The sequence below is a fragment of the Methylobacterium sp. Leaf88 genome (assembly GCF_001422795.1).
Taxonomy (GTDB): Bacteria; Pseudomonadota; Alphaproteobacteria; order Rhizobiales; family Beijerinckiaceae; genus Methylobacterium.
The window spans coordinates 72144-96316 of record NZ_LMMK01000020.1 but is presented as its reverse complement, the minus strand read 5'-3'; the positions used below and the strand labels follow the sequence as shown (position 1 = coordinate 96316).

At 69.0% G+C, this 24173-nt stretch carries 16 protein-coding genes; 11 read left to right on the top strand and 5 right to left on the bottom strand.

The features are described 5' to 3' along the window. Positions 1 to 140: 140 nt before the first annotated feature. A complete protein-coding gene (locus tag ASF20_RS12085) occupies positions 141 to 1424 on the bottom strand; it encodes an N-acetylmuramoyl-L-alanine amidase (RefSeq protein ID WP_056274677.1) in 1284 nt (427 codons plus the stop codon). A gap of 794 nt (positions 1425 to 2218) precedes the next feature. Here ASF20_RS12085 and ASF20_RS12075 point away from each other — a divergent pair. Beyond that, positions 2219 to 5296 (top strand): ribonuclease E/G, encoded by a 3078-nt coding sequence (locus ASF20_RS12075; RefSeq protein ID WP_056274533.1) that lies wholly within the window; start codon positions 2219 to 2221, stop codon positions 5294 to 5296. A 58-nt stretch (positions 5297 to 5354) separates the two neighbouring features. Here the strand turns inward: ASF20_RS12075 and ASF20_RS12070 are convergent, their stop codons facing one another. Next, positions 5355 to 6533, bottom strand: a complete 1179-nt coding sequence (locus ASF20_RS12070) for an aminotransferase class I/II-fold pyridoxal phosphate-dependent enzyme (protein ID WP_056274676.1) — start codon at positions 6531 to 6533, stop codon at positions 5355 to 5357. A gap of 164 nt (positions 6534 to 6697) precedes the next feature. Here ASF20_RS12070 and ASF20_RS12065 point away from each other — a divergent pair, with 164 nt between their 5' ends. From ASF20_RS12065 to aat, 6 genes are all read left to right on the top strand, one after another. After that, positions 6698 to 7486: a DsbA family protein gene (locus ASF20_RS12065; RefSeq protein ID WP_056274531.1), complete on the top strand. Its 789-nt coding sequence runs from the start codon at positions 6698 to 6700 to the stop codon at positions 7484 to 7486. Between the two features lie 126 nt (positions 7487 to 7612). Further along, positions 7613 to 8098: an acetyl-CoA carboxylase biotin carboxyl carrier protein gene (gene accB, locus ASF20_RS12060; protein WP_056214026.1), complete on the top strand. Its 486-nt coding sequence runs from the start codon at positions 7613 to 7615 to the stop codon at positions 8096 to 8098. 14 nt (positions 8099 to 8112) lie between these two features. After that, positions 8113 to 9477 carry an acetyl-CoA carboxylase biotin carboxylase subunit gene (gene accC, locus ASF20_RS12055; protein WP_056213926.1) on the top strand — a complete coding sequence of 455 codons (1365 nt, stop codon included), beginning with the start codon at positions 8113 to 8115 and terminating at the stop codon, positions 9475 to 9477. A gap of 101 nt (positions 9478 to 9578) precedes the next feature. Further along, positions 9579 to 9887 carry a hypothetical protein gene (locus ASF20_RS12050; protein WP_056213929.1) on the top strand — a complete coding sequence of 103 codons (309 nt, stop codon included), beginning with the start codon at positions 9579 to 9581 and terminating at the stop codon, positions 9885 to 9887. A 436-nt stretch (positions 9888 to 10323) separates the two neighbouring features. Further along, positions 10324 to 10656 (top strand): hypothetical protein, encoded by a 333-nt coding sequence (locus tag ASF20_RS12045; RefSeq protein ID WP_200927224.1) that lies wholly within the window; start codon positions 10324 to 10326, stop codon positions 10654 to 10656. Positions 10657 to 10779: 123 nt separating this feature from the next. Continuing rightward, complete coding sequence (gene aat, locus ASF20_RS12040) at positions 10780 to 11448, top strand: leucyl/phenylalanyl-tRNA--protein transferase (RefSeq protein ID WP_056213937.1); 669 nt, start codon at positions 10780 to 10782, stop codon at positions 11446 to 11448. Between the two features lie 16 nt (positions 11449 to 11464). Here the strand turns inward: aat and ASF20_RS12035 are convergent, their stop codons facing one another. Both ASF20_RS12035 and ASF20_RS12030 read right to left on the bottom strand, forming a co-directional pair. Beyond that, entirely contained in the window at positions 11465 to 12106 is a 642-nt protein-coding gene (locus tag ASF20_RS12035; RefSeq protein WP_244476408.1) for a DUF2155 domain-containing protein, read from the bottom strand. Between the two features lie 141 nt (positions 12107 to 12247). Beyond that, complete coding sequence (locus tag ASF20_RS12030) at positions 12248 to 12664, bottom strand: NADH:ubiquinone oxidoreductase subunit NDUFA12 (protein WP_056274529.1); 417 nt, start codon at positions 12662 to 12664, stop codon at positions 12248 to 12250. Positions 12665 to 13160: 496 nt separating this feature from the next. On the opposite strand from ASF20_RS12030, the gene ASF20_RS12025 reads away from it, so the two are divergent. The 3 genes from ASF20_RS12025 (at position 13161) to ASF20_RS12015 (ending at position 20325) form a co-directional block, all read left to right on the top strand. Then, on the top strand, positions 13161 to 16907 hold the full coding sequence (locus ASF20_RS12025; protein ID WP_056274527.1) for a vitamin B12-dependent ribonucleotide reductase: 3747 nt from the start codon (positions 13161 to 13163) through the stop codon (positions 16905 to 16907). A 75-nt stretch (positions 16908 to 16982) separates the two neighbouring features. After that, entirely contained in the window at positions 16983 to 17708 is a 726-nt protein-coding gene (locus ASF20_RS12020; protein WP_056274525.1) for an SDR family NAD(P)-dependent oxidoreductase, read from the top strand. Between the two features lie 190 nt (positions 17709 to 17898). Beyond that, positions 17899 to 20325 carry an MASE4 domain-containing protein gene (locus ASF20_RS12015; protein ID WP_056274523.1) on the top strand — a complete coding sequence of 809 codons (2427 nt, stop codon included), beginning with the start codon at positions 17899 to 17901 and terminating at the stop codon, positions 20323 to 20325. 16 nt (positions 20326 to 20341) lie between these two features. Here the strand turns inward: ASF20_RS12015 and ASF20_RS12010 are convergent, their stop codons facing one another. Then, entirely contained in the window at positions 20342 to 21568 is a 1227-nt protein-coding gene (locus ASF20_RS12010; RefSeq protein WP_056274518.1) for an acyl-CoA dehydrogenase family protein, read from the bottom strand. Positions 21569 to 21837: 269 nt separating this feature from the next. Between ASF20_RS12010 and ASF20_RS12005 the strand changes: the two genes are divergently transcribed. After that, positions 21838 to 24171 (top strand): ATP-binding protein, encoded by a 2334-nt coding sequence (locus tag ASF20_RS12005; RefSeq protein ID WP_082501304.1) that lies wholly within the window; start codon positions 21838 to 21840, stop codon positions 24169 to 24171. The last annotated feature ends 2 nt before the right edge of the window (positions 24172 to 24173 follow it).

Sequence of the window (24173 nt, the reverse complement as noted above, 5' to 3'; positions counted from 1 at the left end):
AATGCAAGAGTCCCGCCGCGTGAAATGCGGTCGAGCCCACGCTGTCGGCGGCGTTCGCTCAAGCGCGCCGCGATCAATCCGACCGAGACCATCGGCATCGGTGTGACCGGAGCGCTGTGAGCCCCGGTTTCACACGCATTCTATGGTGAAACTGGGGCGATTGCGGCCGAGCGACGGGGCGGCTGCGGACGGGTCAGCGACGTCCGGCTGCCGAAGAACGCATCGATCGCCTTGGCCATGCCGCCGGTCACCTCGGCGCGCCAACCCTCCGACTGCAGCAGGTCGAGGTCGTGCTTGCTGGACAGGTAGCCGAGTTCCACCAGCACCGAGGGGACGTCGGGCGAGCGCAGAACCTGGAAGCCGGCCTCGCGGTGCGGCTTGGCGCTCATCTCCATGACCGGCCCGAGATGGGTCATCAGCCTCTTGGCGAACCCCGACGAGAAGGTGCGGGTCTCGCGCAGGGTCAGTTCCTGGAGGATGTCGGCGACATGGCCGGGACCCTCGTTCGATTCGGTGCCGGCGGCCGCGTCGGCGCGGTTCTCGCGCTCGGCGAGCTTGGCCGATTCGGCGTCGGTGGCCTTCTCGGAGCCGGTGTAGATGGTGGCGCCGCGCACCTGCGGGGCCGACGAGATCGAATCCGCATGGATCGAGACGAAGAGGTCGGCCTTCGCGTCGCGAGCGAGGCGGACGCGCTCGGAGAGGGGCACGAAGACGTCGCGGTCCCGCGTCATCCGCACCCGGTACCGGCCGCCGGCTTCGAGCTGGGACACCAGGGCCTGGGCGAAGCCGAACACGATGTCCTTTTCGAAGGCGCCGGTGGCCGCGATGGCGCCGGGATCGGTCCCGCCGTGGCCGGCATCGACCATGATCAGAGGGCGGGCGTCCGTCGATTCCGGGATGGTCGCGACCTTGCGCTGGGCCGGTGCCGGATCGCTCGCCACCGAAGCGCGTCGGAAGCCCTCGCGATCGCTGCGCTGGAACTCGATGCTGAGCAGCACGGCGCCGTCGCGCGGGCGCGTGACGGTCTCGATCCGCCCCACCGTCGCCGGTTGGGCGAGGTCGACGACGATGCGCGACCGTCCCGGCGCGAAGAGCCCGTAGCGGAAGGAGGCCACCACCCCGTCGCGCTTCCGGCCGGTTTCCGGCCCGAGCTGGAAGTTCACTTCCGCCAGATCGATCACCGCCCGATCCGGACGCTCCATCACGAAGGCCTTCGCCTCGATGGCCTTCGAAAGGGTCAGGGTCAGCTTCGTGGTACCGTTGCTCGTGGCGAGGTCCGCCGCGATGGCGACGGCCGCCGGCGAGGCGGTCCCATGAGCCTTGTCGGTGTCCTGTGCCCGTGCACCGGTCCCGGCGAACGGGCTCGCTCCGGCGCAGGCCAGGGCGAGGAGGACGGAGCGGAGAAGGCGGGCGCGTCTCGGCATCGTTCCGGCAATCATCCCCGTGAGGACGGGCCCGCCCCGGAGGAGCGGGCTCGCGAGCGGGCTATGGCGTAAGCCAGCCACTACGGGATACCGATGGGATGGTTAACCGTTCCTCAAGGGCCGCGTTCCACTTCGGCGCCCCTTGTGTCCCGGAGGCGACAGCCCCCGCCACGACGCGGGCCGCGGCGATCCCCCTGCCGAGGTTCGGCACGGCGATGTCAGGTCAGAGCGGCAGATCAAAGATTAAGGACCTTGCCAAAACGTCGCGACGCTCTGTAATGATACGGTCCCCTTCCCGGTGCCGTGCGGTTTGCTCCGCGGCCCGCGGGCGCGGTTCGGCATTGCGTCGAATCGCCTTCGCAGTCGGTTCCCCGCGTCAGACATGGCGGCACAGCAAGGCCGGGTGGGAGTCGGTTCATTCGGTGGCCTTTTCGGCCGCCGCACCGTTCTGCACATGCCGGCCTGTCTTCGGATGGGCCCATACAGTCTTCGCGAGGTCAGGGAGAGAATGAGCGGACACACAGCATCGGTTGCCGTTGCTCGTGTTCAACGCCTGCGCGTTTCGCGTGGCGCCGCCTTCTCGTCGCCCCTGGCCAGGATCAACCCCACGCGCGCCGAGATCCGGCGCCCAGCGGCGGTTGGCGGCAATCCCTTCCCCACAGCTTCCGCGACCCCCTTCCCCGGGTCGTCACGGGCACCGATCCGCCGGGCCGTCGCGCCCGGACCGGTCGGCGCCTCATCGGGACCGCGCGGTTCGAGGAGAACGACGTCGACCGCCATGTCGAAAGTTCGTCATGGCCAACAACAACAAGATGCTCATCGACGCGATGCACCCGGAGGAGACCCGGGTCGTCACGGTTCACGGGTCTAGGGTCGAGGAATTCGACTTCGAGGCCGCCAACAGGCGCCAGCTTCGCGGCAATATTTACCTCGCCAAGGTGACGCGCGTGGAGCCCTCGCTCCAGGCCGCCTTCATCGAGTACGGCGGCAACCGCCACGGCTTCCTCGCTTTCAGCGAGATCCACCCGGACTACTACCAGATCCCCCTCGCGGACCGGCAGGCCCTGCTCGAGGACGAGGCCCGCGAAGCCGAGGAGCACCGGGAGCGCGAGGAGCGCAAGCCCCGCCGCCGCTCGCGCGGCCGTCGCGACGGCACCTCCGCCAAGAAGGCGCGCACCTCCGAGACGGTGACGTCGGAGGACGTCGGCGCACCGATTGCCGGCGAGGCCAACGGCAACCCGATCTCCTTCGACGAGACCTCCTTCGACGAGACTTCGGCCAGCGATCCGGCGATCGGCGTCGCCGACGCGCTGCTCGAGGGCGGCCTCGGCGACGCGCCGCCGCCGATCCTGCCCGGCAGCGATGAATCCGCCGACTTGCCGCAAGCGGCCCTCGCCAGCGGCGAGAGCTCCGAGGGCGACGAGCCGGCGGCGTCGGACGTCCCGTTCTCCGACGACGCAGGGTCTGCTGGTGCCACCGCCGAGGCGCCGGTCGAGCCGGCGGCCGAGTTGGCGCTCGAAGCCGCACCCATGGGCGAGGCCGACTCAGACATCGCGGCGCCCGCCGCCGGGACCACGTCCGAGGAGGAGCCCGACGAGGACGATGCGGACGAGAGCGACGAGGATTCGGAGGACGACGATTCGGACGACGAGTCCGAGGATGACGACGATGATTCCGATGAGGACGACGACGAGGACGACGAGGAGAGCGAGGGCGAGGACGGCGAGCGTCCGCAGAAGATCGCTCAGGTCGGCGGCGATGCCCTGGCCGAGATCCCAGAGCGCCCGCGCACCTATCGTCGCCACTACAAGATCCAGGAGGTCATCAAGCGCCGCCAGATCATCCTGGTGCAGGTCGTCAAGGAAGAGCGCGGCACCAAGGGCGCGGCGCTGACCACCTACCTGTCCCTGGCCGGGCGCTACTCGGTGCTCATGCCGAATACCGGACGTGGCGGTGGCATCTCCCGCAAGATCACCTCGGCCGCCGACCGCAAGCGCCTCAAGGAAGTCGCCCAGGACCTGGAGGTGCCGGAAGGGATGGGCGTCATCCTGCGCACGGCCGGCGCCTCGCGCACCAAGCCCGAGATCAAGCGCGACTTCGAGTACCTGATGCGCCTGTGGGAGAGCGTCCGCGAGCTGACGCTGTCGTCCTCCGCTCCGGCGCTGGTCTACGAGGAAGGCTCGCTCATCAAGCGCGCCATTCGCGACCTCTATAACAAGGACATCGACGACATCCTGGTGGCGGGCGATGAAGCCTATCGGGAGGCGCGCGACTTCATGCGGATGCTGATGCCCGGCCAGTCGAAGGTCGTGCAGCCCTACCGGGACGCGACGCCGATCTTCGCGCGCTACGGGGTCGAGCAGCAGCTCGACGCGATGTTCTCCACCCACGTCACCCTGAAGTCGGGCGGCTACCTCGTCATCAACCCGACGGAAGCCCTCGTCTCCATCGACGTGAACTCGGGTCGCTCCACCCGCGAGCACGACATCGAGGACACCGCCCTGCGCACCAACCTGGAGGCGGCCGAGGAGGTCGCCCGCCAGCTGCGCCTGCGCGATCTCGCCGGCCTCGTCGTGATCGACTTCATCGACATGGAGGAGAAGCGCAACAACCGCGCTGTGGAGAAGAAGCTCAACGAGTGCCTGAAGAACGATCGCGCCCGCATCCAGGTCGGCCGGATCTCGCCCTTCGGCCTCCTGGAGATGAGCCGCCAGCGCATCCGCACCGGGATGCTGGAGAGCTCGTCCCTGCCCTGCACCCATTGCGGCGGCTCGGGCTACGTCCGGGCGACCTCGTCGGTGGCGCTGCAGATCCTGCGGGCGATCGAGGAATCGCTCCTCAAGAGCACGACGCACAACCTCGTCCTGCGCACCCGCACCGAGGTGGCGCTCTACATCCTGAACCAGAAGCGGGCGCACCTGCGCGAGCTGGAGGTCCGTTTCGGCGTCTCCCTCACCATCGCGGCCGATGAGCGCCTCGCTGCCACCTCGGCCTTCCAGCTCGAACGTGGCGAGCCAGCGGTCCGTGCCGAGGGGCCGGTGACCGGTGTGCGTGCCGTGGCGATCAGCTCCGCCCTCGAGCCCGAGGAGGATTTCGATCCGGAGATCGAGGAGGAGGTCGCCGAGGCCGAGACCGAGGAGACCGAGGCCGGCGCCCCGGCCGAAGAGACCCGTGAGAAGGCCGCCGACGGTGGCGAGGGCCGCGGTGGACGTCGCCGCCGTCGCCGTCGGCGGGGCGGTCGCACCGAAGCGGGCGAGCAGATCGGTGGCGAGTCGGCCTCCGAGGGCGACGAGGATGGCGAGGGCGAGGAGTCCGAGGACATCGCCGCGCAGGCCGAGGCCGACGAGACGGTCGCGTCGGCCGAGACGCCTGCGTCCGGCGAGGATGATGGCAGCGGCCGCCGTCGCCGCCGGGGTCGCCGCGGCGGCCGCGGGCGTGACCGTGACGGTCGCGGGCGCGATGGCGAAGCCGTCGGCCAGGAAGCCGGGCGCGACGAGTCCGAAACTCAGGACTCCGCTCACCGGACCGGTGACGAGCAGGCCTTCGGCGATCGGCCGGTCGCTTCGGTGGAGGGCGACGAAGGTGCAACCGACGCGCCGTCCGCTTTCCTGGGCGGCGAGGAGCCGGTGAGCGCCGCGGCGGTGTCCGAGGCGGTGGCACCCGCGGCCTCCGAGACGGCCGCGCCGGTCACCCTGGAAGCGCCAGTGGCGGTCGAGCCGGAGGCCGAAGCGCCCCAGACGACGGAGCCGGTGCTTGCGTCCAAGCCGGCGCCCGAGCCGGTGGCGGTGGTGCTCACGCCCCCGTCCGATCCGGATCGTCCGAAGCGGGCCGGCTGGTGGTCCCGGACCAAGGCGGCCCTGACCGGCGAGTGATCGTCCGTTATTAGCCAGAACGAGCGGGGTGGGCGTCGAGCCCGCCCCGTTCTGCGTTTCAGCGAAGCCAAGCCTTGAGGCGCAGCACCGCATCGACGCAATCGGCGTGCGAGCCCGCGAACGAGAAGCGGACGTGGTGGCCGCCATCCTGGCCGTCGAAATCGAGTCCCGGAGTCGCGGCGACCCCGGCTTCGTCCAGCATCCGCCGGCAGAATGCCACCGAATCGTCGGTGAGGTTCGAGACGTCGGCGTAGAGGTAGAAGGCCCCGTCGGCCGGGTGCGTGCGCCCCAGGCCAAGGCCCGGGAAGGCGTCGAGGAGAAGGGCGCGGTTGACGGCGTAGCCCGCGCGCACCGCCTCGACTTCGCCCACGGCGTCGAAGGCCGCCAGCGCCGCGACCTGTGAGAGATAGGGCGCCGAGATGTAGAGGTTCTGCGCCAGCCGCTCGACGGGCCGGGCGAGCCAGTCCGGCACCACCATCCAGCCTATGCGCCAGCCCGTCATGCACCAGGTCTTCGAGAACGAGTTGATGACGATCGCTTCGTCGTCGTAGCGCAGGGCCGTCTCGGTCGGCACGCCGTAGGCGAGCCCGTGATAGATCTCGTCGGAGATGAAGCGCAGCCCCAGCGCCCGGGCCGTGGCACAGAGGTCGGCGAGGCGCGCCGGCTCGATCACGGTGCCGGAGGGGTTGGCCGGGCTCATCACGAGGATGCCGGACAGGGGCTCTCGTTCGTGTAGCGCCTTGAGGGCGGCGCCGGTGGGGGCGAAACGGTCCGCTTCCTGCAGCACCAGGGGGGCCGGGACGAGGTCGAGGGCGTTGAGGAGGCTGCGATAGGCCGGGTAGCCCGGTTGCGGAACCGCGATGCGGGCGCCGGCATCGAACAGGCCGAGGAAGGCGAGCACGAAACCGGCCGAAGAGCCGGTCGTCACGACGATCCGGCTCGGTGGGACCGCGACCCCATAGGTTTCGGCGTAGTGGCGTGCGATGCGCTCGCGCAGGGCCGGGAGGCCGAGCGCCTGGGTGTAGGGCAGTGCGCCGGTCGCGAGAGCCGCCTGTGCAGCCGCGATCACCGCGCGCGGGGCCGGTGCCGAGGGCTGCCCAACCTCCATGTGCACGACGGCCTCCCCGCGCGCCTCGCGGGCGGCGGCGGCCGACATCACGTCCATGGCGAGGAACGGGGCGACGCGGGCCGCGCGTTCGGAGGGCAGGTTCGAAGAGAGGATCAGGGGCTGGCTCATCGGCTCCGTCATAGCGGCTGCGCCGCGCGAGGGCCAAACCTGCCATTCGGTGATTGACCGCCCGCCGCGAAAACGCCTAACCCGGCCGCTAACCGCATGTCGCATCGACGACACGACCCCCGATGGCCGGCCTACGTCTGACCGGTCCCGCCCCGCGAGGACGTATGCCCCTCTTCCGCTCCCTGCTCTCCGCCACGATTTTGGCCGGCACCCTCGGCGCCGCGGTGGCTCAGACCACCCCGAGCCAGCCCGCCCCGGCCGCCGCCTTCACGGATGCGCAGCGCCAGGCGATCGAGGGGATCATCAAGGATTACCTCGTCAAGAATCCCGAGGTTCTGCAGGAGGCGATCGCCGAGGGCGAGCGCCGGCAGCAGGAGACCCAGAAGCTGGCCCAGTCGGCGGCCCTGAAGGAATCCCGCGAGGCTTTGGTCAACTCGCCCCACGGCGTCGTGGCGGGCAATCCCACGGGTGACGTCACGCTGGTCGAGTTCTTCGACTACAATTGCGGGTATTGCCGCAAGGCGCTCTCGGACATCCAGGCCCTGATCAAGGGGGACCCGAAGCTGCGCGTCGTCCTGAAGGACTTCCCCGTGCTCGGCGCCGAATCCCTGGAGGCCAGCAAGATCGCGCTCGCGGCCAAGCAGCAGCTCAAGGGCGACAAGATATTCGAATTCCATACCAAGCTCCTGGAATCGAAGGGCCGGGTGAACGGCGAGCGCGCCGTGGCCGTGGCGAAGGAGATGGGCCTCGACGTCACCCGCCTGATGAAGGACGCGCAGGGCCCCGAGGTGAAGGCCGCCCTGTCCGAGAATGTCGGCCTCGGCGACAAGCTCGGCCTGTCGGGCACGCCCGCCTTCGTCATCGGCGACGAGATCATTCCCGGCGCGGTCGGCCTCGAGCCGATCCGCAAGACCATCAGCGATGTGCGCCAGTGCGGCCACGCCAGCTGCTGAGCCCTCGACGTCCAGACCCGAGTCGTCGCTGCCGGGCATGTTCCGCCCGGCCATGGCATCCGCCAGCGACCCTAGCCGCACCCTCCGCCTGACCTGAAGACGACCGAGCCGATGCCCAAGGAGCCGATGTCCAAGAACGACCCCTTCGATCCGGAGCTCGTCCGCGAGCTCGCCAAGCTCATCAACGAGACCGATCTCAGCGAGATCGAGGTCGAGAAGGGGGATCTGCGCATCCGCGTCGCCCGCCGCATCGAGGCGGTTCAGGTGCAGGTCGCGGCTCCCGCGCCGGCCCCGGTGCCCGCGATGGCCGCCGTCGCCGCGCCGCTTCCGGTCCCCGGTCCCGGGGGCGGCCTCGACCGCAAGGCCGGTGCCGGCCATCCCGGCTCGGTCCCCTCCCCCATGGTGGGTACCGCCTATCGCCGGCCCTCGCCCGAGGCGAAGCTGTTCGTCGATGTCGGCTCGAAGGTCGAGGCGGGCGACAAGCTCCTGCTCATCGAGGCGATGAAGACCTTCAACGAGATCGTTGCGCCCCGCGCCGGCACCGTCACCGCCGTCTTCGTCGAGGACGGCCAGCCCGTCGAGTTCGGCGAACCCCTCCTCGTCATCGAGTGAGCAGGGCCGCACCCATGTTCGATAAGATCCTGATTGCCAACCGGGGCGAGATCGCCCTGCGCATCCTGCGTGCGGCCAAGGAACTCGGGATCGCCACCGTGGCGGTCCACTCCACCGCCGACGCGGATGCGATGCATGTGCGCCTCGCCGACGAGAGCGTCTGCATCGGGCCGCCAGCGGCCCGCGACAGCTATCTAAACATTCCCTCGATCATCGCGGCTTGCGAGATCACCGGGGCCGACGCCGTCCACCCGGGCTACGGCTTCCTCTCCGAGAATGCGCGCTTCGCCGAGGTGCTGGCCCACCACAACATCGGCTTCATCGGTCCCAAGGCGGAGCACATCCGCATCATGGGGGACAAGATCGAGGCCAAGCGGACCGCCAAGCGCCTGGGAATCCCTTGCGTGCCCGGCTCCGAGGGCGGCGTGGAGGATCCCGAGGAAGCCAAGCGGATCGCCGCCGAGATCGGCTATCCGGTCCTGGTCAAGGCGGCTTCCGGCGGCGGCGGCCGCGGTATGAAGGTCGCCCGGTCCGAGGCCGACTTGGAGCAGGCTCTCGGCATGGCCCGCACCGAGGCCAAGGCGGCCTTCGGCGACGATGCGGTCTACCTGGAGAAGTACCTGGAGAAGCCGCGTCACATCGAGGTGCAGGTGCTTGGCGACGGGCGCGGCAACGCGGTTCACCTTGCCGAGCGTGACTGCTCCCTGCAGCGCCGGCACCAGAAGGTCTGGGAGGAAGGCGGCTCGCCGGCCCTCAACGCCGACATGCGCGCCGAGATCGGCGGCATCTGCGCCCGCGCGATGCAGGACCTGCAATATCTCGGCGCCGGGACGGTGGAGTTCCTCTACGAGGACGGAAAGTTCTACTTCATCGAGATGAACACCCGCATTCAGGTCGAGCATCCCGTCACCGAGATGATCACCGGCATCGACTTGGTGAACGAGCAGATCCGCGTCGCCGCCGGTCTGCCTCTGTCGATGACGCAGGACGAGATCAAGGTCGAGGGGCACGCCATCGAGTGCCGCATCAATGCCGAGCATCCGGCGACCTTCCGTCCCTCGCCGGGCCTCATCACCTACTTCCATCCGCCCGGCGGCCTCGGCGTGCGCGTGGATTCGGCCGTGTTCCAGGGCTATCGCATTCCGCCGAACTACGACTCGCTGATCGGCAAGCTGATCGTGCACGGACGCACGCGCAACGAGTGCCTCATGCGCCTGCGCCGCGCCCTCGACGAGTTCGTGGTCGACGGTGTCGACACCACCCTGCCGCTGTTCCGGACCCTGGTGCGCAATGCGGATGTCCAGAACGGAGAGTACGACATCCATTGGCTCGAGGGGTTCCTGGCCGATGGCGGCCTCGACGAACCGTCGGCGCCGTAAGCCGGGGGGGAACAGCGCCGGCGCAGATTCGTTTTCCAGCATCTGCCCAGGCTCGATCGCGGGATTTGCCGCCGGGCCGCCCTGCAAGGAATACCCACCGCGTGCGCCTGACCATCCCGCTTCTCGCCGGCCTCCTTCTCGCCGGTCCCGCCCTCGCCCAATCGCCCTCCGGCAACGTCGGCCAGCCCGAGCGGGCGGTACCGCAGGCGGGTGGAACCACCCGCGGACCGATCGACAACCCCTCGACCCGCGACATGGCGCCGGTCCCGGGCGCAGCGACGGCCCCGGCCGGCGAACGCGGCATGAGCGCCGGCGCGGGCGCGGTCGATTCGGCCAAGGGCGGCAATGCCAACGACACCAACCGCGGCGTGCCGAACACAGGTACGACGTCCGGCGGCCCCGCCCGCTGATTGGACAACCCGTCGCGGCGGGTCTGCCCTGATTGTTCGATCCCGAGCCGGCCCCGAAACGGGCCGGCTTTTTCGTGCCGGTCCGGTCCCCTGGCGAGTCATCGACCACCCATGTGCGTTCACGCACAACCAAATTGCGCGTGAACGAGATTCAAGCTGATCCGGATCATCTCTTTCACGCTGAGCTCCGTTCGCGGATGGGCCCAATCTGAGCCGTTGCGACGACGTTCGCTCGTTCCCTGGGAATGATCTCAACACTTTCCAGGCCCGTCGCCTGCGACCGATTGCCAGCGAAGGAAGTGCCGGAACGCTTTGATCCGTCACGACTTCCTCCCCCAGATCAGTCAGGCGGAGCCGGAGCGGGCCTTTCGAGCCCCGAAGCGACCTGCTCCGCCGGAGACCGAATTCCTAACGACCGACTTCCTGAAAGATTCCGATGCGCACCTTCAGCCTGACCTTCGTCGCCGCCTCCCTGATCGCCTCTGCCGCCCTGGCGCAGTCTCCGTCCGGCAATGTCGGCCAGCCCGAGCGGGCCGTTCCGCAGGCCGGCAACACCACCCGTGGCCCGATCGACAATCCGTCGGCCTATGGCGCCTACCGCAACGCCGATGGCCGCGTCGACATGGACGTGACCGGTTCGGTGGTCGAGACGCCCTACACCACCAACCGCGAGGCGATCTTCGAGGATTCCGCGAAGGGCGGGAACGCCGAACAGCCGAATCGGATCGTGCCGAATCTTGGCACCACCTCGGGCGGCCCGAACTTCTGAGCATCCCCGCCGTCTGGCATGCGAGGGCGGAACCGGGAGGTTCCGCCCTTTTTCGTGAATCGGGCACCCCGTGCGGCGCGCCTCCCTCTGGCCTTCCACGTGGCACCGCTTCAAACTCCGCTCATGTATGATGGCGACCGCGTCGAGATCACGCCCGAGATCCTGTTGAAGGCGTATGCGGCCGGCATCTTTCCCATGGCGGAGGATGCCGACGATCCGGCCATCTACTGGGTTGAACCACGGGCGCGCGGCGTCCTGCCCCTCGACGCCTTCCATGTCGCCAAGCGTCTCGCGCGAACCGTGCGGTCGGACGTGTTCGAGGTCCGAACCGATCAGGATTTCGATGCGGTCATCGCCGGCTGCGCCGCGCCGCGAGGTGATGCCCAGCGAACCTGGATCAATGGCCGGATCCGCGAGCTCTACGGTGCCCTTTTCGAGGCCGGGCATGCCCACACGGTGGAGGTGTTCCTCGACGGCCAGCGGGTCGGCGGCCTCTACGGCGTCTCCCTCGGAGCCGCCTTCTTCGGGGAGAGCATGTTCCACACCGTCCGCGACGCCTCGAAGGTCGCCCTGGTGCATCTCGTGGCCCGTCTGCGCGCGGGCGGCTACCGCCTCGCCGACACGCAGTTCGTGACCGATCACTTGATGCAGTTCGGCGCGGAGGAACTCCCGCGCCACATCTACAAGCGGCGCTTGGCCGAGGCGATCGACCAGCGGGCAGACTGGACCGTCTGGCCAGGGGACGGATCGGTGCGCGGGCAACAGGTTTTGGACGCGTTAGCCCTCGGCTGACGCGCGTCGGCGCATCCTAACGGAACAGGGCGTCGAACAGCGACTGCGGCTGCTGCGGCGGCGGCGCCGGGGCCGGCCCCTCGTTCGACGGGAAGAACTTGCGCGAGGGCTTCTGCCTGGGCTGAACCGGCACCCCGCGCGGCGCTTCCACATCCACCTGGCCGTTCGGATTCACCTGCTGGGCGGTCCGGGTGGCGTCCTGGCCGCTCTTCGGACGCCGGGTCTTCTCCGGCTTCGAGGCCATGGCGGGCACATCTTCCTGCTCGCGCGCCTCGGCGATCACCTCGGAGCCGCCCTTACAATCGACGAGCCAGACATCGTAGATCGGATGCTCGATGGCGTGCAGGCCGGGGCTCGACGCGAACATCCAGCCGGTGAAGATGCGGCGATACTTGTTGTCGAGGGTAACCTCGTCGACCTCGAGGAAGCCCGTGGTCTTCGGGCTCTCGGTCGGCGGGCGGCTGTAGCAGACCCGCGGCGTCAGCTGCAGGGCGCCGAACTGCACGGTCTCGTCCACCGCCACTTCGAAGGAAACGATGCGCCCGGTGATCTTGTCGAGGCCCGAGAACACCGCGGTGGGGTTCTTGATCTTGTCGGCGGCGGCCGGGAGGCCGGAGAGGCCGATCGCGACCGACGCGAGGAGGAGGCGCTTGACCACGGAGCGAGACGATCCTGCTGTGCTGCGGCTCACGGACGACCCTCCTCGCTGGCGCCCCGGGCGGGCGCGACGATGCGAGGTCTTCTTAAGCGCGCGAAGATTGGTGGAAAAAGGGCCGGCCCCTGACCAGAGGGCCTGACCTCAGTTGCCCGGGCTCCAGGGCACGTAGTCGCCGGTGGCGGCCGGGCGCTGGCCGACATTCAACTGCGAGCCGCGCGGGCGGTAGGCGCCGCTGGTCCCGGTCAGGTTCTCCACGTAGGGCTTCTGCCAGGCCCGCGGCGTGTAATCCTGTTCGCTCGGGGGTACGTCGCCGTTGTGACAGAGCCAGGCGCGCCAGCCCGGGGGCACCTTCGAGGCGTCGGCATATCCGTCATAGACCACCCAGCGCCGCTCGGTGCCGACGGAACGGTCGATCAGCGGCCCCTGCGCCCGGTAGTAGACGTTGCCGAGATCGTCCGCGCCGACGCGCTGCCCGCTGCGCGCCGTGTAGAGCGCGAGCGACATCGTCTGCCCGTTCCACCAGGTGAAGATCCGCAGGAGCGTGTCCTTGAGAGCCATCGCGTTCGCCTGAATGGGGCACCCGCGCCCCGCCATCGTGTTCCGGCGCGGACTATGGTGAGGCGCATGCGTGAAGTCCAGCCGCGCGGCGGCGCCCGCGCGGCGAAGGGCCTGAGACCGATGCGGCGGAAATCTCACACCCGGCGCCGTTAACCCTGCGGGCACCACCGGCGAGGGTGGCACCACCTGTGGGTGGAAAATTTTTCGCCTCCGAATCCATCAAGCGAAAAGGGCACTTACGGATCGGGTCGCGATATCCACAGGAATAAGACGCCACCCACTACATGTAGCCCGGAACAGGCAGCCGGCACACTAGTTATTGACGTGAGGCCCCGGGCTGGCATACCTTCGGATCGTCGCCGAGGCTGTCGCGTCACCGGCGGATCACCGAATTTTCGTTACCCATTCCGGCGCTTCGCGGCGTTCGCGGACGCTTGGCTTCATCATTCTTCGACACGGCGTCGCACTTCTTCAGGCGGCTCGGGAGACAGGTTCCATGCGGTTCGAACGGCGCCATACCACGGCCGGACAATCCCCTTACGCGACGATTCCCTTTCGCAAGACCCTGAGCGAGATCCGCAACCCGGACGGTTCCACGGTCTTCCGCCTCGACGGGATCGAGGTGCCGGAGAGCTGGTCCCAGGTGGCCAGCGACGTCCTCGCACAGAAGTACTTCCGCAAGGCCGGCGTACCGGCGGCCCTGAAGAAGGTCGAGGAGAACGACGTGCCGTCGTTCCTGTGGCGTTCGGAGCCGGATCTTGTCGCGCTGGCCCAGCTGCCCGAGGCCGAGCGCTACGTCTCCGAGATCTCGTCGACGCAGGTCTTCGACCGTCTCGCCGGCTGCTGGACCTACTGGGGCTGGAAGGGCGGCTATTTCACGTCCGAGGCGGACGCCTCGGCCTTCCTCGACGAGCTGCGCTTCATGCTCGCCCGCCAGATGGTGGCGCCGAACTCGCCGCAATGGTTCAATACCGGCCTCCACTGGGCCTACGGCATCGATGGCCCGGCGCAGGGGCACTACTACGTCGATTACCGCACCGGTGAACTGACGAAGTCCGCCTCGTCCTACGAGCACCCGCAGCCGCATGCCTGCTTCATCCAGGGCGTGCAGGACGACCTCGTCAACGAGGGCGGCATCATGGACCTCTGGGTCCGCGAGGCGCGCCTGTTCAAGTACGGCTCGGGCACCGGCTCGAACTTCTCGCTGCTGCGCGGCGAGAACGAGAAGCTCGGCGGCGGCGGCAAGTCCTCCGGCCTGATGTCCTTCCTCAAGATCGGCGACCGGGCCGCGGGCGCGATCAAGTCGGGTGGCACCACCCGGCGCGCGGCCAAGATGGTCATCGTCGACATCGACCATCCGGATATCGAGCAGTACATCGACTGGAAGGTGAAGGAGGAGCAGAAGGTCGCTGCCCTCGTCACAGGCTCCAAGATCGTCTCCAAGCACCTGAGCGCGGTGATGAAGGCCTGCACCCAGTGCGAGGCCGAGGGCGATGCCTGCTTCGACCCCGAGCGCAATCCCGTCCTGAAGAAGGCCGTCAAGGCCGCCCGCAAGGACGCGGTACCGGATTCCTACACGAAGCGCGTGATCCAGTTCGCCCGCCAGGGCTTCACCAAGATCGACTTCCCCGTCTACGACACCGACTGGGATTCGGAAGCCTACCTCACCGTCGCCGGCCAGAACTCCAACAACTCGGTCTCCCTCACCGACGACTTCCTGCGCGCGGTCGAGTCCGATGCCGACTGGAACCTCACCGCCCGCACCACCGGCAAGACCACGAAAACCGTGAAGGCCCGCGACCTTTGGGAAAAGATCGGTGAGGCCGCCTGGGCCTCGGCCGATCCGGGCCTGCACTTCAACACGACGATGAACGACTGGCACACCTGCCCGGCGGGCGGCCGGATCCGGGCGTCGAATCCGTGCTCCGAATACATGTTCCTCGACGACACCGCCTGCAACCTGGCCTCGGCCAACCTGCTGACGATGTACGACCGCGCCACGAACCACTTCGACGTCGCGACCTTCGAGCATCTCAACCGCCTCTGGACGGTCGTGCTCGAGATCTCGGTGATGATGGCGCAGTTCCCCTCAAAGGAGATCGCAGAGCTCTCGTACCGCTACCGCACCCTCGGTCTGGGCTACGCCAATATCGGCGGCCTGCTGATGAGCATGGGCCTGCCCTACGACTCCGAGAAGGGTCGTGCGCTGGCCGGCGCCCTCACGGCGATCATGACCGGCGTGGCCTACGCCACCTCCGCCGAGATGGCCGGCGAACTCGGGGCCTTCCCGGCCTACGAGGAGAACGCGGATGCCATGCTCAAGGTGATCCGCAACCACCGTCGCGCCGCCCACGGCGACGCGGAGGGCTACGAGTTCCTCTCGATCGCCCCGGTGCCCCTCGATCTGGCCAACGTGCCCCAAACCGACATCGCCGAGCGGGCGAAGCACGCCTGGGACCGCGCCCTGGCGCTGGGCGAGGAGCACGGCTACCGCAACGCTCAGGCGACCGTCATCGCGCCCACCGGCACGATCGGCCTCGTGATGGATTGCGACACCACCGGCATCGAGCCGGACTTCGCCCTGGTGAAGTTCAAGAAGCTCGCTGGCGGCGGCTACTTCAAGATCATCAACCGCGCGGTGCCGGATGCCCTGCGCACCCTCGGCTACCGGGAATCCGAGATCGCCGAGATCGAGGCCTACGCGGTCGGCCACGGCTCGATGGGCCAGGCGCCGGCGATCAACCCCGGGTCGCTCCGCGCCAAGGGCTTCACCGACGACAAGCTCGCGGCGGTGGAGGCGGGCCTGAAGTCGGCCTTCGACATCAAGTTCGTGTTCAACCGCTGGACCCTGGGCGACGACTTCCTGAAGGACGTGCTCAAGGTTCCGGCCGAGAAGCTTGCCGATCCGACCTTCGAGATCCTGCCCTTCCTGGGCTATTCGAAGAAGGACATCGAAGCGGCCAACACCCACATCTGCGGTGCGATGACCCTGGAGGGTGCCCCCTTCCTCAAGCCGGAACACTACGCGGTGTTCGATTGCGCCAACCCGTGCGGCCGCATCGGCAAGCGCTACCTCTCGGTGGAGAGCCACATCCGCATGATGGCGGCGGCGCAGCCCTTCATCTCGGGCGCCATCTCCAAGACCATCAACATGCCCAACGACGCGACGGTCGAGGATTGCAAGAACGCCTACAAGCTGTCCTGGACCCTGGCCCTCAAGGCCAACGCGCTCTACCGCGACGGCTCGAAGCTCTCGCAGCCCCTGAACTCGGCCCTGATCGCCGACGAGGACGACGACGCCGAGGACTTGGTCGAGGCGCTGATCGCGGCCCCGGCCGCCGCCAAGGCTGCGCAGGTCGCGGAGAAGATCGTCGAGCGGGTGATCGAGCGCGTCGAGCGCATCCGCTCCCGCGAGAAGATGCCCCATCGTCGCAAGGGCTACACCCAGAAGGCGGTCGTGGGCGGGCACAAGGTCTACCTGCGGACCGGCGAGTACGATGACGGTCGCCTCGGCGAGATCTTCATCGACATGCACAAGGAAGGCGCCACCTTCCGCAGCCTGATGAACAACTTCGCCATCGCGATCTCGCTTGGGCTCCAGTACGGCGTGCCGCTGGAGGAATACGTCGAGGCCTTCACTTTCACCCGCTTCGAACCCGCGGGCTTCGTGCAAGGCAACGACGCGATCAAGAACGCGACTTCGCTCCTCGACTACGTCTTCCGCGAGCTCGCCGTGTCCTACCTCGGCCGCGCGGATCTGGCCCACGTCAACCCGTCCGAGATCGGAGGCACGGTGATCGGCGGCGGCGAGACCGACACCACCCGCGAGCCCGGCCGGACGGAAGCCACCGCCTCCAGCGTCGTCTCCCGCGGCCTCCTGCGTGGCTCGGCCGACCGGCTCACCCTGATCCAGGGTGGACCCGCCGGCGGCACCGTCGGTGTCGGCGCGGCAAGCGCCGGCCAGACCACCCCCGCCGGCGGCGTGGTCCATGCGCTGCGCGGTGCCACGGCTTTGAAGGCCGAGCCGGTCCAGGCCGGCCAGGCCGAGGCCCTGGTCAACGCCTTGCCCTTCGCCAAGCCCGACCCGATCAAGCCCGAGCGCACGGTCTCCGATCGCCGCGCCGAGGCGAAGATGAAGGGCTACGTCGGCGAAGCCTGCCCCGAATGCGCGAACTTCACGCTCGTCCGGAACGGCACCTGCCTGAAGTGCGACACCTGCGGCTCGACGACCGGCTGCTCGTAAGTCTCGGGAACCTTCGGAACGGCCGCGCGATCCCCATCGCGCGGCCGTTTCGCGTGACGGGAACGGAACCCATCCATGTCTGCCTCGCCGCCCAGCGCCGTGGTGATCGGCGCCTCCGGCGGGATCGGCCGGGCCCTCGTCGCCGGCCTCGTGGGCCGGGGGACCTACGGATCGGTCTTTGCCCTCTCGCGGTCGGGGACCGTCGAGGCTGGGCCCGTGGCGGTGGGACCGATCGACCTGACCGATGAGGCGTCCGTCCGTATCGCGGCCGAGCGCGTCGGGCGTCACGGTCCGGTGGGTCTCGTCGTCGTCGCTGCGGGGCTCCTGCACGGGTCCGGCGTCGCGCCCGAGAAGGCGATCCGGACCCTGGATCCGGCGGCCATGGCCGCGGTCTTCGCGGTGAACGCGATCGGTCCGGCCCTGGCGGCCAAGCACTTCCTGCCCCTGATGCCGCGCGCCGGGCGCAGCGTCTTCGCCGCGCTGTCGGCGCGGGTCGGCTCGATCTCCGACAATCGTCTCGGTGGCTGGTACGCCTACCGAGCGTCGAAGGCGGCCCTGAATCAGATCCTGCGCACCCTTGCGATCGAGGCACGCCGCACCCACCCCGATGCGATCGTGGCGGGCCTGCATCCCGGCACCGTGACCACGGCCCTGTCCGAACCCTTCCGACCGGACCCCAACACCCCCGGTCTGTTCACCCCCGAGACGAGCGCGGCGCACCTGCTGCGGGTCATCGAGGGGCTCGGGCCGGAGGATACGGGCGGGGTCTTTGCCTGGGATGGACGCCGCGTTCCCGCCTGATCCGGTTCCGGGCGTCGCATGGGGACCGGAAGGACCGATGTCGCTCCCCGGCAACGGCGCGAACCATACGGACGAGGCAGGAAGGTCCGATGTCGGACGAACGATGTCGCCCCGGCGAGGATGGTGCTAGACCGAAGCAGGTCCTGTCGGCCGGGCGATCCGCCGTCGGCGCGCGGCCGGGAGCCACATCGTGCCGGACTGCGCTGGCCCTCCAGGCCTCTCGACCTTGGCGGATGCCGGGACGACCCCCTCGCAAAGGCGATTCGCGGTTGCGGTCGCCGCCGCCTTCGGGCTTCTGACGCTCGCCCTCCTGCCCATCGTGGCGGAGCCGATGGGCGCGATGCCGGGATTCGTCCCGAGCTACCAAGCCGCGCTGATCACGGTCTACGCGGTCACAACCTGCCTTTTCTTCGCGCAATACCGGCGCACCCGGTCGGTGCCGCTGCTGGTTCTCGCCGCCGGCAGCCTGTTCACGACACTCATCGTCGCGGTTCAACTCCTCAGCTTCCCGGGCCTGTTCGGACCGGGACGGATCATCGGCTCGGGGCCGGGCACCACGACCTGGCTCTGGACCCTGTGGCATGTGGGGCCGCCGCTCTTCGCCCTGCCCTACGCGATCATGGAGGGCGACCGGCGCCCGCGCCTCGTGCCGCACGCCCGGGTCGGGGCCGTCGGCGGCCTCACCGCCCTGGCCGTCGCAGCCGCCGCCGGTGGGCTGAGCTGGATCGTCGTCGCCTACGTCGACTATCTGCCCCGCAGCGTCGAGGGCGACAATTACTGGCTGCTGACCACGTCGGGAGTCGGTCCGGCCGTGGTGCTCCTCACGGTGGCGGCCCTTGCGACCCTGTGCTGGCGCACGCGCCTGCGCACCGTGCTGCAGCTCTGGCTCGCGGTTTCGCTGCTGCTCCTCGTCTTCGACAACCTCATCACCCTGCCGGGCGCCGCCCGGGGTACGGTGGGCTGGTTCGCCGGGCGGCTGGAGGCCCTGGCGGCCGGCATCGTCGTCCTGGCCGTCTACCTGCGCGAGGTCGACGTCCTCTACGGCGCCGCGGAGGCGGCCGCCGTCCAGAGCGAGCGCCAGCGGGCCGAGCTCGAGATTGCCCGCGACAACGTCGCGATCGCCCTCGAGGCCGCGGATATGGGCAACTGGACCCTCGACCTCCGGACCGGGGCCTCCGTTCGCACGCTGCGGCACGACCGCATCTTCGGCTACGACAGCCTGCTTCCGCGCTGGGGCCTCGCCGACTTCCTCGGGCATGTGGTCGTTGACGACCGGGCGCTGGCGGAAGCCGCCATGGCGCGGGCGCAGGTGGAGAACATCCTCTGTTTCCAGTGTCGCATCACCCGGGCCGGGGACGGTGCCGAGCGCTGGATCGACGTGCGCGGCCGGCTCTATCGGGACCCGGATGGAACCCCCGCCAGCATGGCCGGCGTGGTCATCGACACCACCGATCGGCACGAGGCCGAGCAGCGCCTCAGCCAGGCGCAGAAGATGGAGGCGATCGGCCAGCTCACGGGTGGTGTCGCTCACGACTTCAACAACCTCCTCACGGTCATCGTCGGAAACCTCGACATGATCGTGCGCCGGCCCGACAACGCCCAGCGGGTCGAGCGGCTGGCGACCTCGGCGATGACGGCGGCCCGGCGCGGAGCCGAGGTCACCGAGAAGCTCCTGTCGTTCTCGCGCCGGCAGGTCCTGCGACCCGAGACCGTCAATCCCAACCACCTCATCAAGGACTTCCAGGGCCTGCTGCAGCGCGCGGTCGGCGAGACCGTCGACATCGTCCTCGACCTCGACGCGGCCCTCGATCCCGTCCGCCTCGATCCCGGACAGTTCGAGAGCGCCATCCTGAACCTCGCGGTGAATGCCCGCGACGCCATGCCGAGTGGCGGCACCCTGACGATCCGGACCGAGAACCTGTCCCTCATCCCAGAGCGCCGGGCGGCCTGGCCCGATCTGTCCCCCGGCGATTACGTCCGCGTCACGGTTGGCGATACCGGCCTCGGCATGGATGCGGCCACGGCCGCCCGAGCCTTCGAGCCGTTCTTCACCACCAAGGATGTGGGGAAAGGCACCGGGCTCGGTCTGAGCCAAGTCTACGGCTTCGCGCGCCAGGGCGGCGGGCAGGTCCGGGTCGCGAGCGCGCCGGGCCAAGGCACCAGCATCACCATCGACCTGCCGCGCTCGGCCGAGCCGGTCGTGCAGGCCGCCCGGACGGACGGGCTTCTGCCGCTGCGTCGGGCCGCGGAGGGCGAGGTCGTCCTGGTGGTGGAGGACGAGGCCGCGGTGCTGGAGATGGCGGTCGAGAGCCTGTCGGAACTCGGCTACCGGACCCTCACGGCCACCCATGCGGCCGAGGCGTTGGAACGCCTGAAAGGAGCGGAGCGCATCGACATCCTCTTCTCCGACGTGGTCATGCCCGGCGGGATGAACGGCGTCGAGCTTGCGACCCATGCCCGCGCCCTGCGCGCCGGCCTGCGGGTGCTGCTGGCCTCGGGCTATACCGGCTCCGCCCTCGGCGAACAGGGGGTCCCCGGCGACCTGCCGCTCCTCAGCAAGCCCTACCGCCGCGAGGATCTCGCCGACAAGCTGCGGCTGGTCATGGGCGGGCGCTGAGAGCAACCGGGACCCGTCAGGGTTTCGGCAGCATCCGGTCGCTGATGATCCGGCGCTGGATCTCGCTCGTCCCTTCGAAGATTGTGGTCAGGCGTGCGTCGCGCCAGTAGCGCTCCACCCGGCGCTCGGTGGTGTAGCCGTTGCCGCCGTGAAGCTGCATCGCTTGGTTCGTGACCCGCACCGCCATCTCGGTGGCCACGAGCTTGACCATCGCCGACTCGCTCTCGGCCGGCTCGCCGGCATCGAGCAGGTGGGCCACCTGGTTCCAGAAGGCGCGCGCCTGCGCGACGTCGGCCGCCATGTCGGCCAGGGCGAAGCGCAGCGCCTGGAAATCGCCGATCGGGTGCCCGAACTGCTCGCGCTCCTGCAGGTAGGCCTGGCAATCCTCCAGGGCCGCCCGGGCCACCCCGACCGCGCGCGCCGCCGTGTGCACCCGTGCGATGTTGAGCCCCCGCTGGACCGAAGCGAAGCCCCCGGAATCCGCGTCGGCGCCCTGGTCGCCGTAGAGCCCGGTGAGGCGATCGGTCTCCGGCACCCGCACGCCGTCGAGGTCCAGTTCGAAGGTGAGGAAGCCGTGATAGCCGATCTTGTCGATGACCCGGCCAGTCATGCCGGGCGGAAAGGTACCGGGCTCCTTCACGACGAGGAAGGGTTCGAGCCCCGCCGAGCGTGGCTCGCCGGGCTCGGGATCGCGGGTCCGGGCCAAGACCTCGACGAAGTCCGCGGCCTTGGCGAAGCCCGCCCAGCGCTTGGTTCCGGTCAACACCCAGGTGTCGCCCTCGCGTACCGCCCGGGTCTGCACGCCGGCGAGGTCCGAGCCGGCGGTGGGCTCCGAGAGGGCGATGCCGCCGATCCATTGTCCCTTCGCCGACTTCTCCAGAAGGGCCTTTCGCCGCTCTGGATCGAGGGTCTGGGTGCCGAGACCCTGGCCCCGCGCCAGGATGCTGCCCACCGAGAGCCAGGCCCGGGCGAGTTCCTCGGAGACGAGGCAGTACTCGAACACGCCGTGGCCGAGGCCGCCCTGCTCGGCCGGGATCGTGATGCCGAACCAGCCCTTGGCGGCCATTTGATCGATGAGGCTTCGCGGCATCTCCGCCTTCTGCGGATCGAGCGCGTCGGCGAGCGGCATCACGACGTCCCGGGCGAAATCGCGTGCCTCGGCCTGCAGCTTGGCCCGCGCCTCGGTCCGCCAGGGGCTCAGGAGCTCTGGCGGCGTCGGTTCCATGCGCTCGCGCTTCGCCATGTCGTCCCCCCCCTTGTCGTCGATCCCGCCGCGTTGGACGGAATCGATCCTCTGCGGAAGCTAGAGCGGCCCGCAGGGATGTCGACCGGAGATTGCGGGGCTGGCGGGCGCGACGGGGTACGGGAGTTCTCGCGGTCTGTTGTGGCTGCCGCGCGCCGGGTCGCGTTGCGCCGCCCGCGCGATCCGCGTAACCAACCGCGAGAGGACGCGCATCACGGGGACGGTCGGGGGGAGCGGAGGCTTTGACGGTGGATTCGCGGGGGTTGGACATGGGCTTGCCGCCCGCCGAAGCTCTGACCGTCTGCGACCGTGAGCCGATCCACCGCCTCGGGACGCTCCAGCCGCACGGCTTCCTCCTCGCCCTCCGGGCGACGGACGGCCGAATCGTCCAGGCGAGTGCCAACGTCCCCGGGGGTGTCGAGGCCTGCCTCGGCCAACCCTGCGATGCGGTCTTTCCGGAACTCGCCGGCCTCCTGCTGGAGGGAGCGGCGGAATCCGAGCGCGACGGCGCCCAGTACCTGCGCACCGTGACCCTGGCCACCCCCGAGGGGGCCCTCGCCTACGACCTCGCGATCCATCGCTCGGCCAGGCTCATCATTCTGGAATTCGAAGCGGTCGCGAGCGTCTTCGCATCCGACCACAGCCTCGACGCGCTCTACCCGCGCCTGAGCCGCTTCGTGGAGGGTCTGCACGACGCCGCCTCCGTCGCCGCGCTGTGTCACCTCGTGGCCGTCGACATCCGCCATATCACCGGCTTCGACCGTACCCTCGTCTATCGGTTCGACCGGGACTGGCACGGCACCGTCATCGCCGAGGATGGCAACGGCGCCTTGCCCTCCTACCTCGACCTCCGCTTTCCCGCGTCCGACATCCCCGCCCAGGCCCGGGAGCTTTACCGGCGCAACCGCCTGCGGATCATCCCCGATGCCGGGTACCGGCCGGTCCCCATCCTGCGGGAGGCCGGCGAGGACGCGGAGCCTCTCGACCTCAGCCAGTCGATTCTGCGCAGCGTTTCGCCGGTGCATGTCGAGTACATGCGCAACATGGGCACGATGGCGTCGATGTCGGTGTCGATCCTGGTCGACGGCGTCCTCTGGGGCCTGATTTCCTGCCACAATGCCGAGCCCCGCCGCGTGCCGCTCCAGGCCCGCAACGCCTGCGACTTCCTCACCCGCATCTTCGCGCTTCAGCTCGCGGCCAAGGAGCGTGGCGCGGAGACCGAACAGCGCCTGCGCCTGGGGGCGATCCAGTCGCGGCTCCTCGGCTTCATGGCGGAGGAGGAAAACTTCCTCGACGGCTTGCTGAAGCATTCCGACGACGTCCTGGCCCTCGCCGGAGCATCAGGCGCGGCCGTGATCACCTCGGACACCTGCCGGCTCCTCGGCGCGACGCCGCGGGAATCCGAAGTGCGGGCAATCTACCAATGGCTCTCCAGCGGACCCGGCGGTGCCGACCTCGTCGCCACGGATTCGCTGAGTGAAGTCTATCCGCCGGCACGCGCCTTCGCCGAACGGGCGAGCGGCCTCTTGGCGATCTCGATCTCGCAGAAATATGCCAGCTACGTGCTCTGGTTCCGACCCGAGGTGGTGCGCACGGTGAAGTGGGGCGGCGACCCGACCAAGGCCGCCGTGCCCGATCCGGCCGGCGGCCTTGAACGATTGCACCCTCGGCAATCCTTCGCCATCTGGAAGGAGACATTGCAGAACCGCGCCCTCCCCTGGATGCGGGCTGAGATCGAATCGGTGAAGGACCTGAGGGCCTCCGTGCTCGGGATCGTTCTGCGGCGGGCCGAGGAGCTCGCCTCCCTGAGCGAGGAATTGCAGCGCTCCAACAAGGAACTGGAAGCCTTCTCCTACTCGGTCAGCCACGACCTCCGCGCGCCCTTCCGGCATATCGTCGGGTACTCGGAGCTGTTGCGATCGCGCGAAGGCAGCCTCTTATCCGAGAAGGGGCGGCACTACATCAACACGATCATCGAGGCGGCCTTCTCGGCGGGTACTCTGGTCGACAACCTGCTGCGCTTCTCGCAGATGGGCCGCAACGCCCTGAACCCGGTCGCCGGCGATCTCAACGCGCTGGTCGAGGAGGTCCGTCGCTCTGTGCTTCGTGACGTCTCCTCGGAGCGGACGATCCACTGGACCATCGGGCAGCTCGGACGGGTCAACGCCGATCCGGTGATGCTGCGCCTCGTCATCGAAAATCTGCTCTCGAACGCCGTCAAGTACACCCGTGGTCGGACGGATGCGACGATCGAGATCGGTCGTCTCGATGGTCGGAGCCCCGACACCGGACAGGGGGACGACGGAGCGGAGCAGGCCGTCTTCTTCGTGCGCGACAACGGCGTCGGGTTCGACATGGCCTATGTCGACAAGCTGTTCGGGGTGTTCCAGCGCCTGCACCGGGTGGAGGAATTCGAGGGAACCGGCATCGGACTTGCGAATGTGCGGCGCATCGTCGAGCGCCATGGCGGTCGCACCTGGGCCGAAGGAGCCGTGGGACACGGCGCAACCTTCTACTTCACGCTGCCGACACCGAGGGCGGTGCCCAATCCGAATGCCGCGAACCGAGCCCGATCGTCGCGGAACCCCAGGGAAGCGCGCTGATC

Excerpts from the sequence above, each read along its gene's own strand:
- ASF20_RS12085 (WP_056274677.1), bottom strand. The coding sequence starts at position 1,424 with ATGCCGAGACGCGCCCGCCTTCTCCGCTCCGTCCTCCTCGCCCTGGCC.
- ASF20_RS12075 (WP_056274533.1), top strand. The coding sequence starts at position 2,219 with ATGGCCAACAACAACAAGATGCTCATCGACGCGATGCACCCGGAGGAG.
- ASF20_RS12070 (WP_056274676.1), bottom strand. The coding sequence starts at position 6,533 with ATGAGCCAGCCCCTGATCCTCTCTTCGAACCTGCCCTCCGAACGCGCG.
- ASF20_RS12065 (WP_056274531.1), top strand. The coding sequence starts at position 6,698 with ATGCCCCTCTTCCGCTCCCTGCTCTCCGCCACGATTTTGGCCGGCACC.
- accB (WP_056214026.1), top strand. The coding sequence starts at position 7,613 with ATGTCCAAGAACGACCCCTTCGATCCGGAGCTCGTCCGCGAGCTCGCC.
- accC (WP_056213926.1), top strand. The coding sequence starts at position 8,113 with ATGTTCGATAAGATCCTGATTGCCAACCGGGGCGAGATCGCCCTGCGC.
- ASF20_RS12045 (WP_200927224.1), top strand. The coding sequence starts at position 10,324 with ATGCGCACCTTCAGCCTGACCTTCGTCGCCGCCTCCCTGATCGCCTCT.
- aat (WP_056213937.1), top strand. The coding sequence starts at position 10,780 with ATGTATGATGGCGACCGCGTCGAGATCACGCCCGAGATCCTGTTGAAG.
- ASF20_RS12030 (WP_056274529.1), bottom strand. The coding sequence starts at position 12,664 with ATGGCTCTCAAGGACACGCTCCTGCGGATCTTCACCTGGTGGAACGGG.
- ASF20_RS12025 (WP_056274527.1), top strand. The coding sequence starts at position 13,161 with ATGCGGTTCGAACGGCGCCATACCACGGCCGGACAATCCCCTTACGCG.
- ASF20_RS12020 (WP_056274525.1), top strand. The coding sequence starts at position 16,983 with ATGTCTGCCTCGCCGCCCAGCGCCGTGGTGATCGGCGCCTCCGGCGGG.
- ASF20_RS12010 (WP_056274518.1), bottom strand. The coding sequence starts at position 21,568 with ATGGCGAAGCGCGAGCGCATGGAACCGACGCCGCCAGAGCTCCTGAGC.
- ASF20_RS12005 (WP_082501304.1), top strand. The coding sequence starts at position 21,838 with ATGGGCTTGCCGCCCGCCGAAGCTCTGACCGTCTGCGACCGTGAGCCG.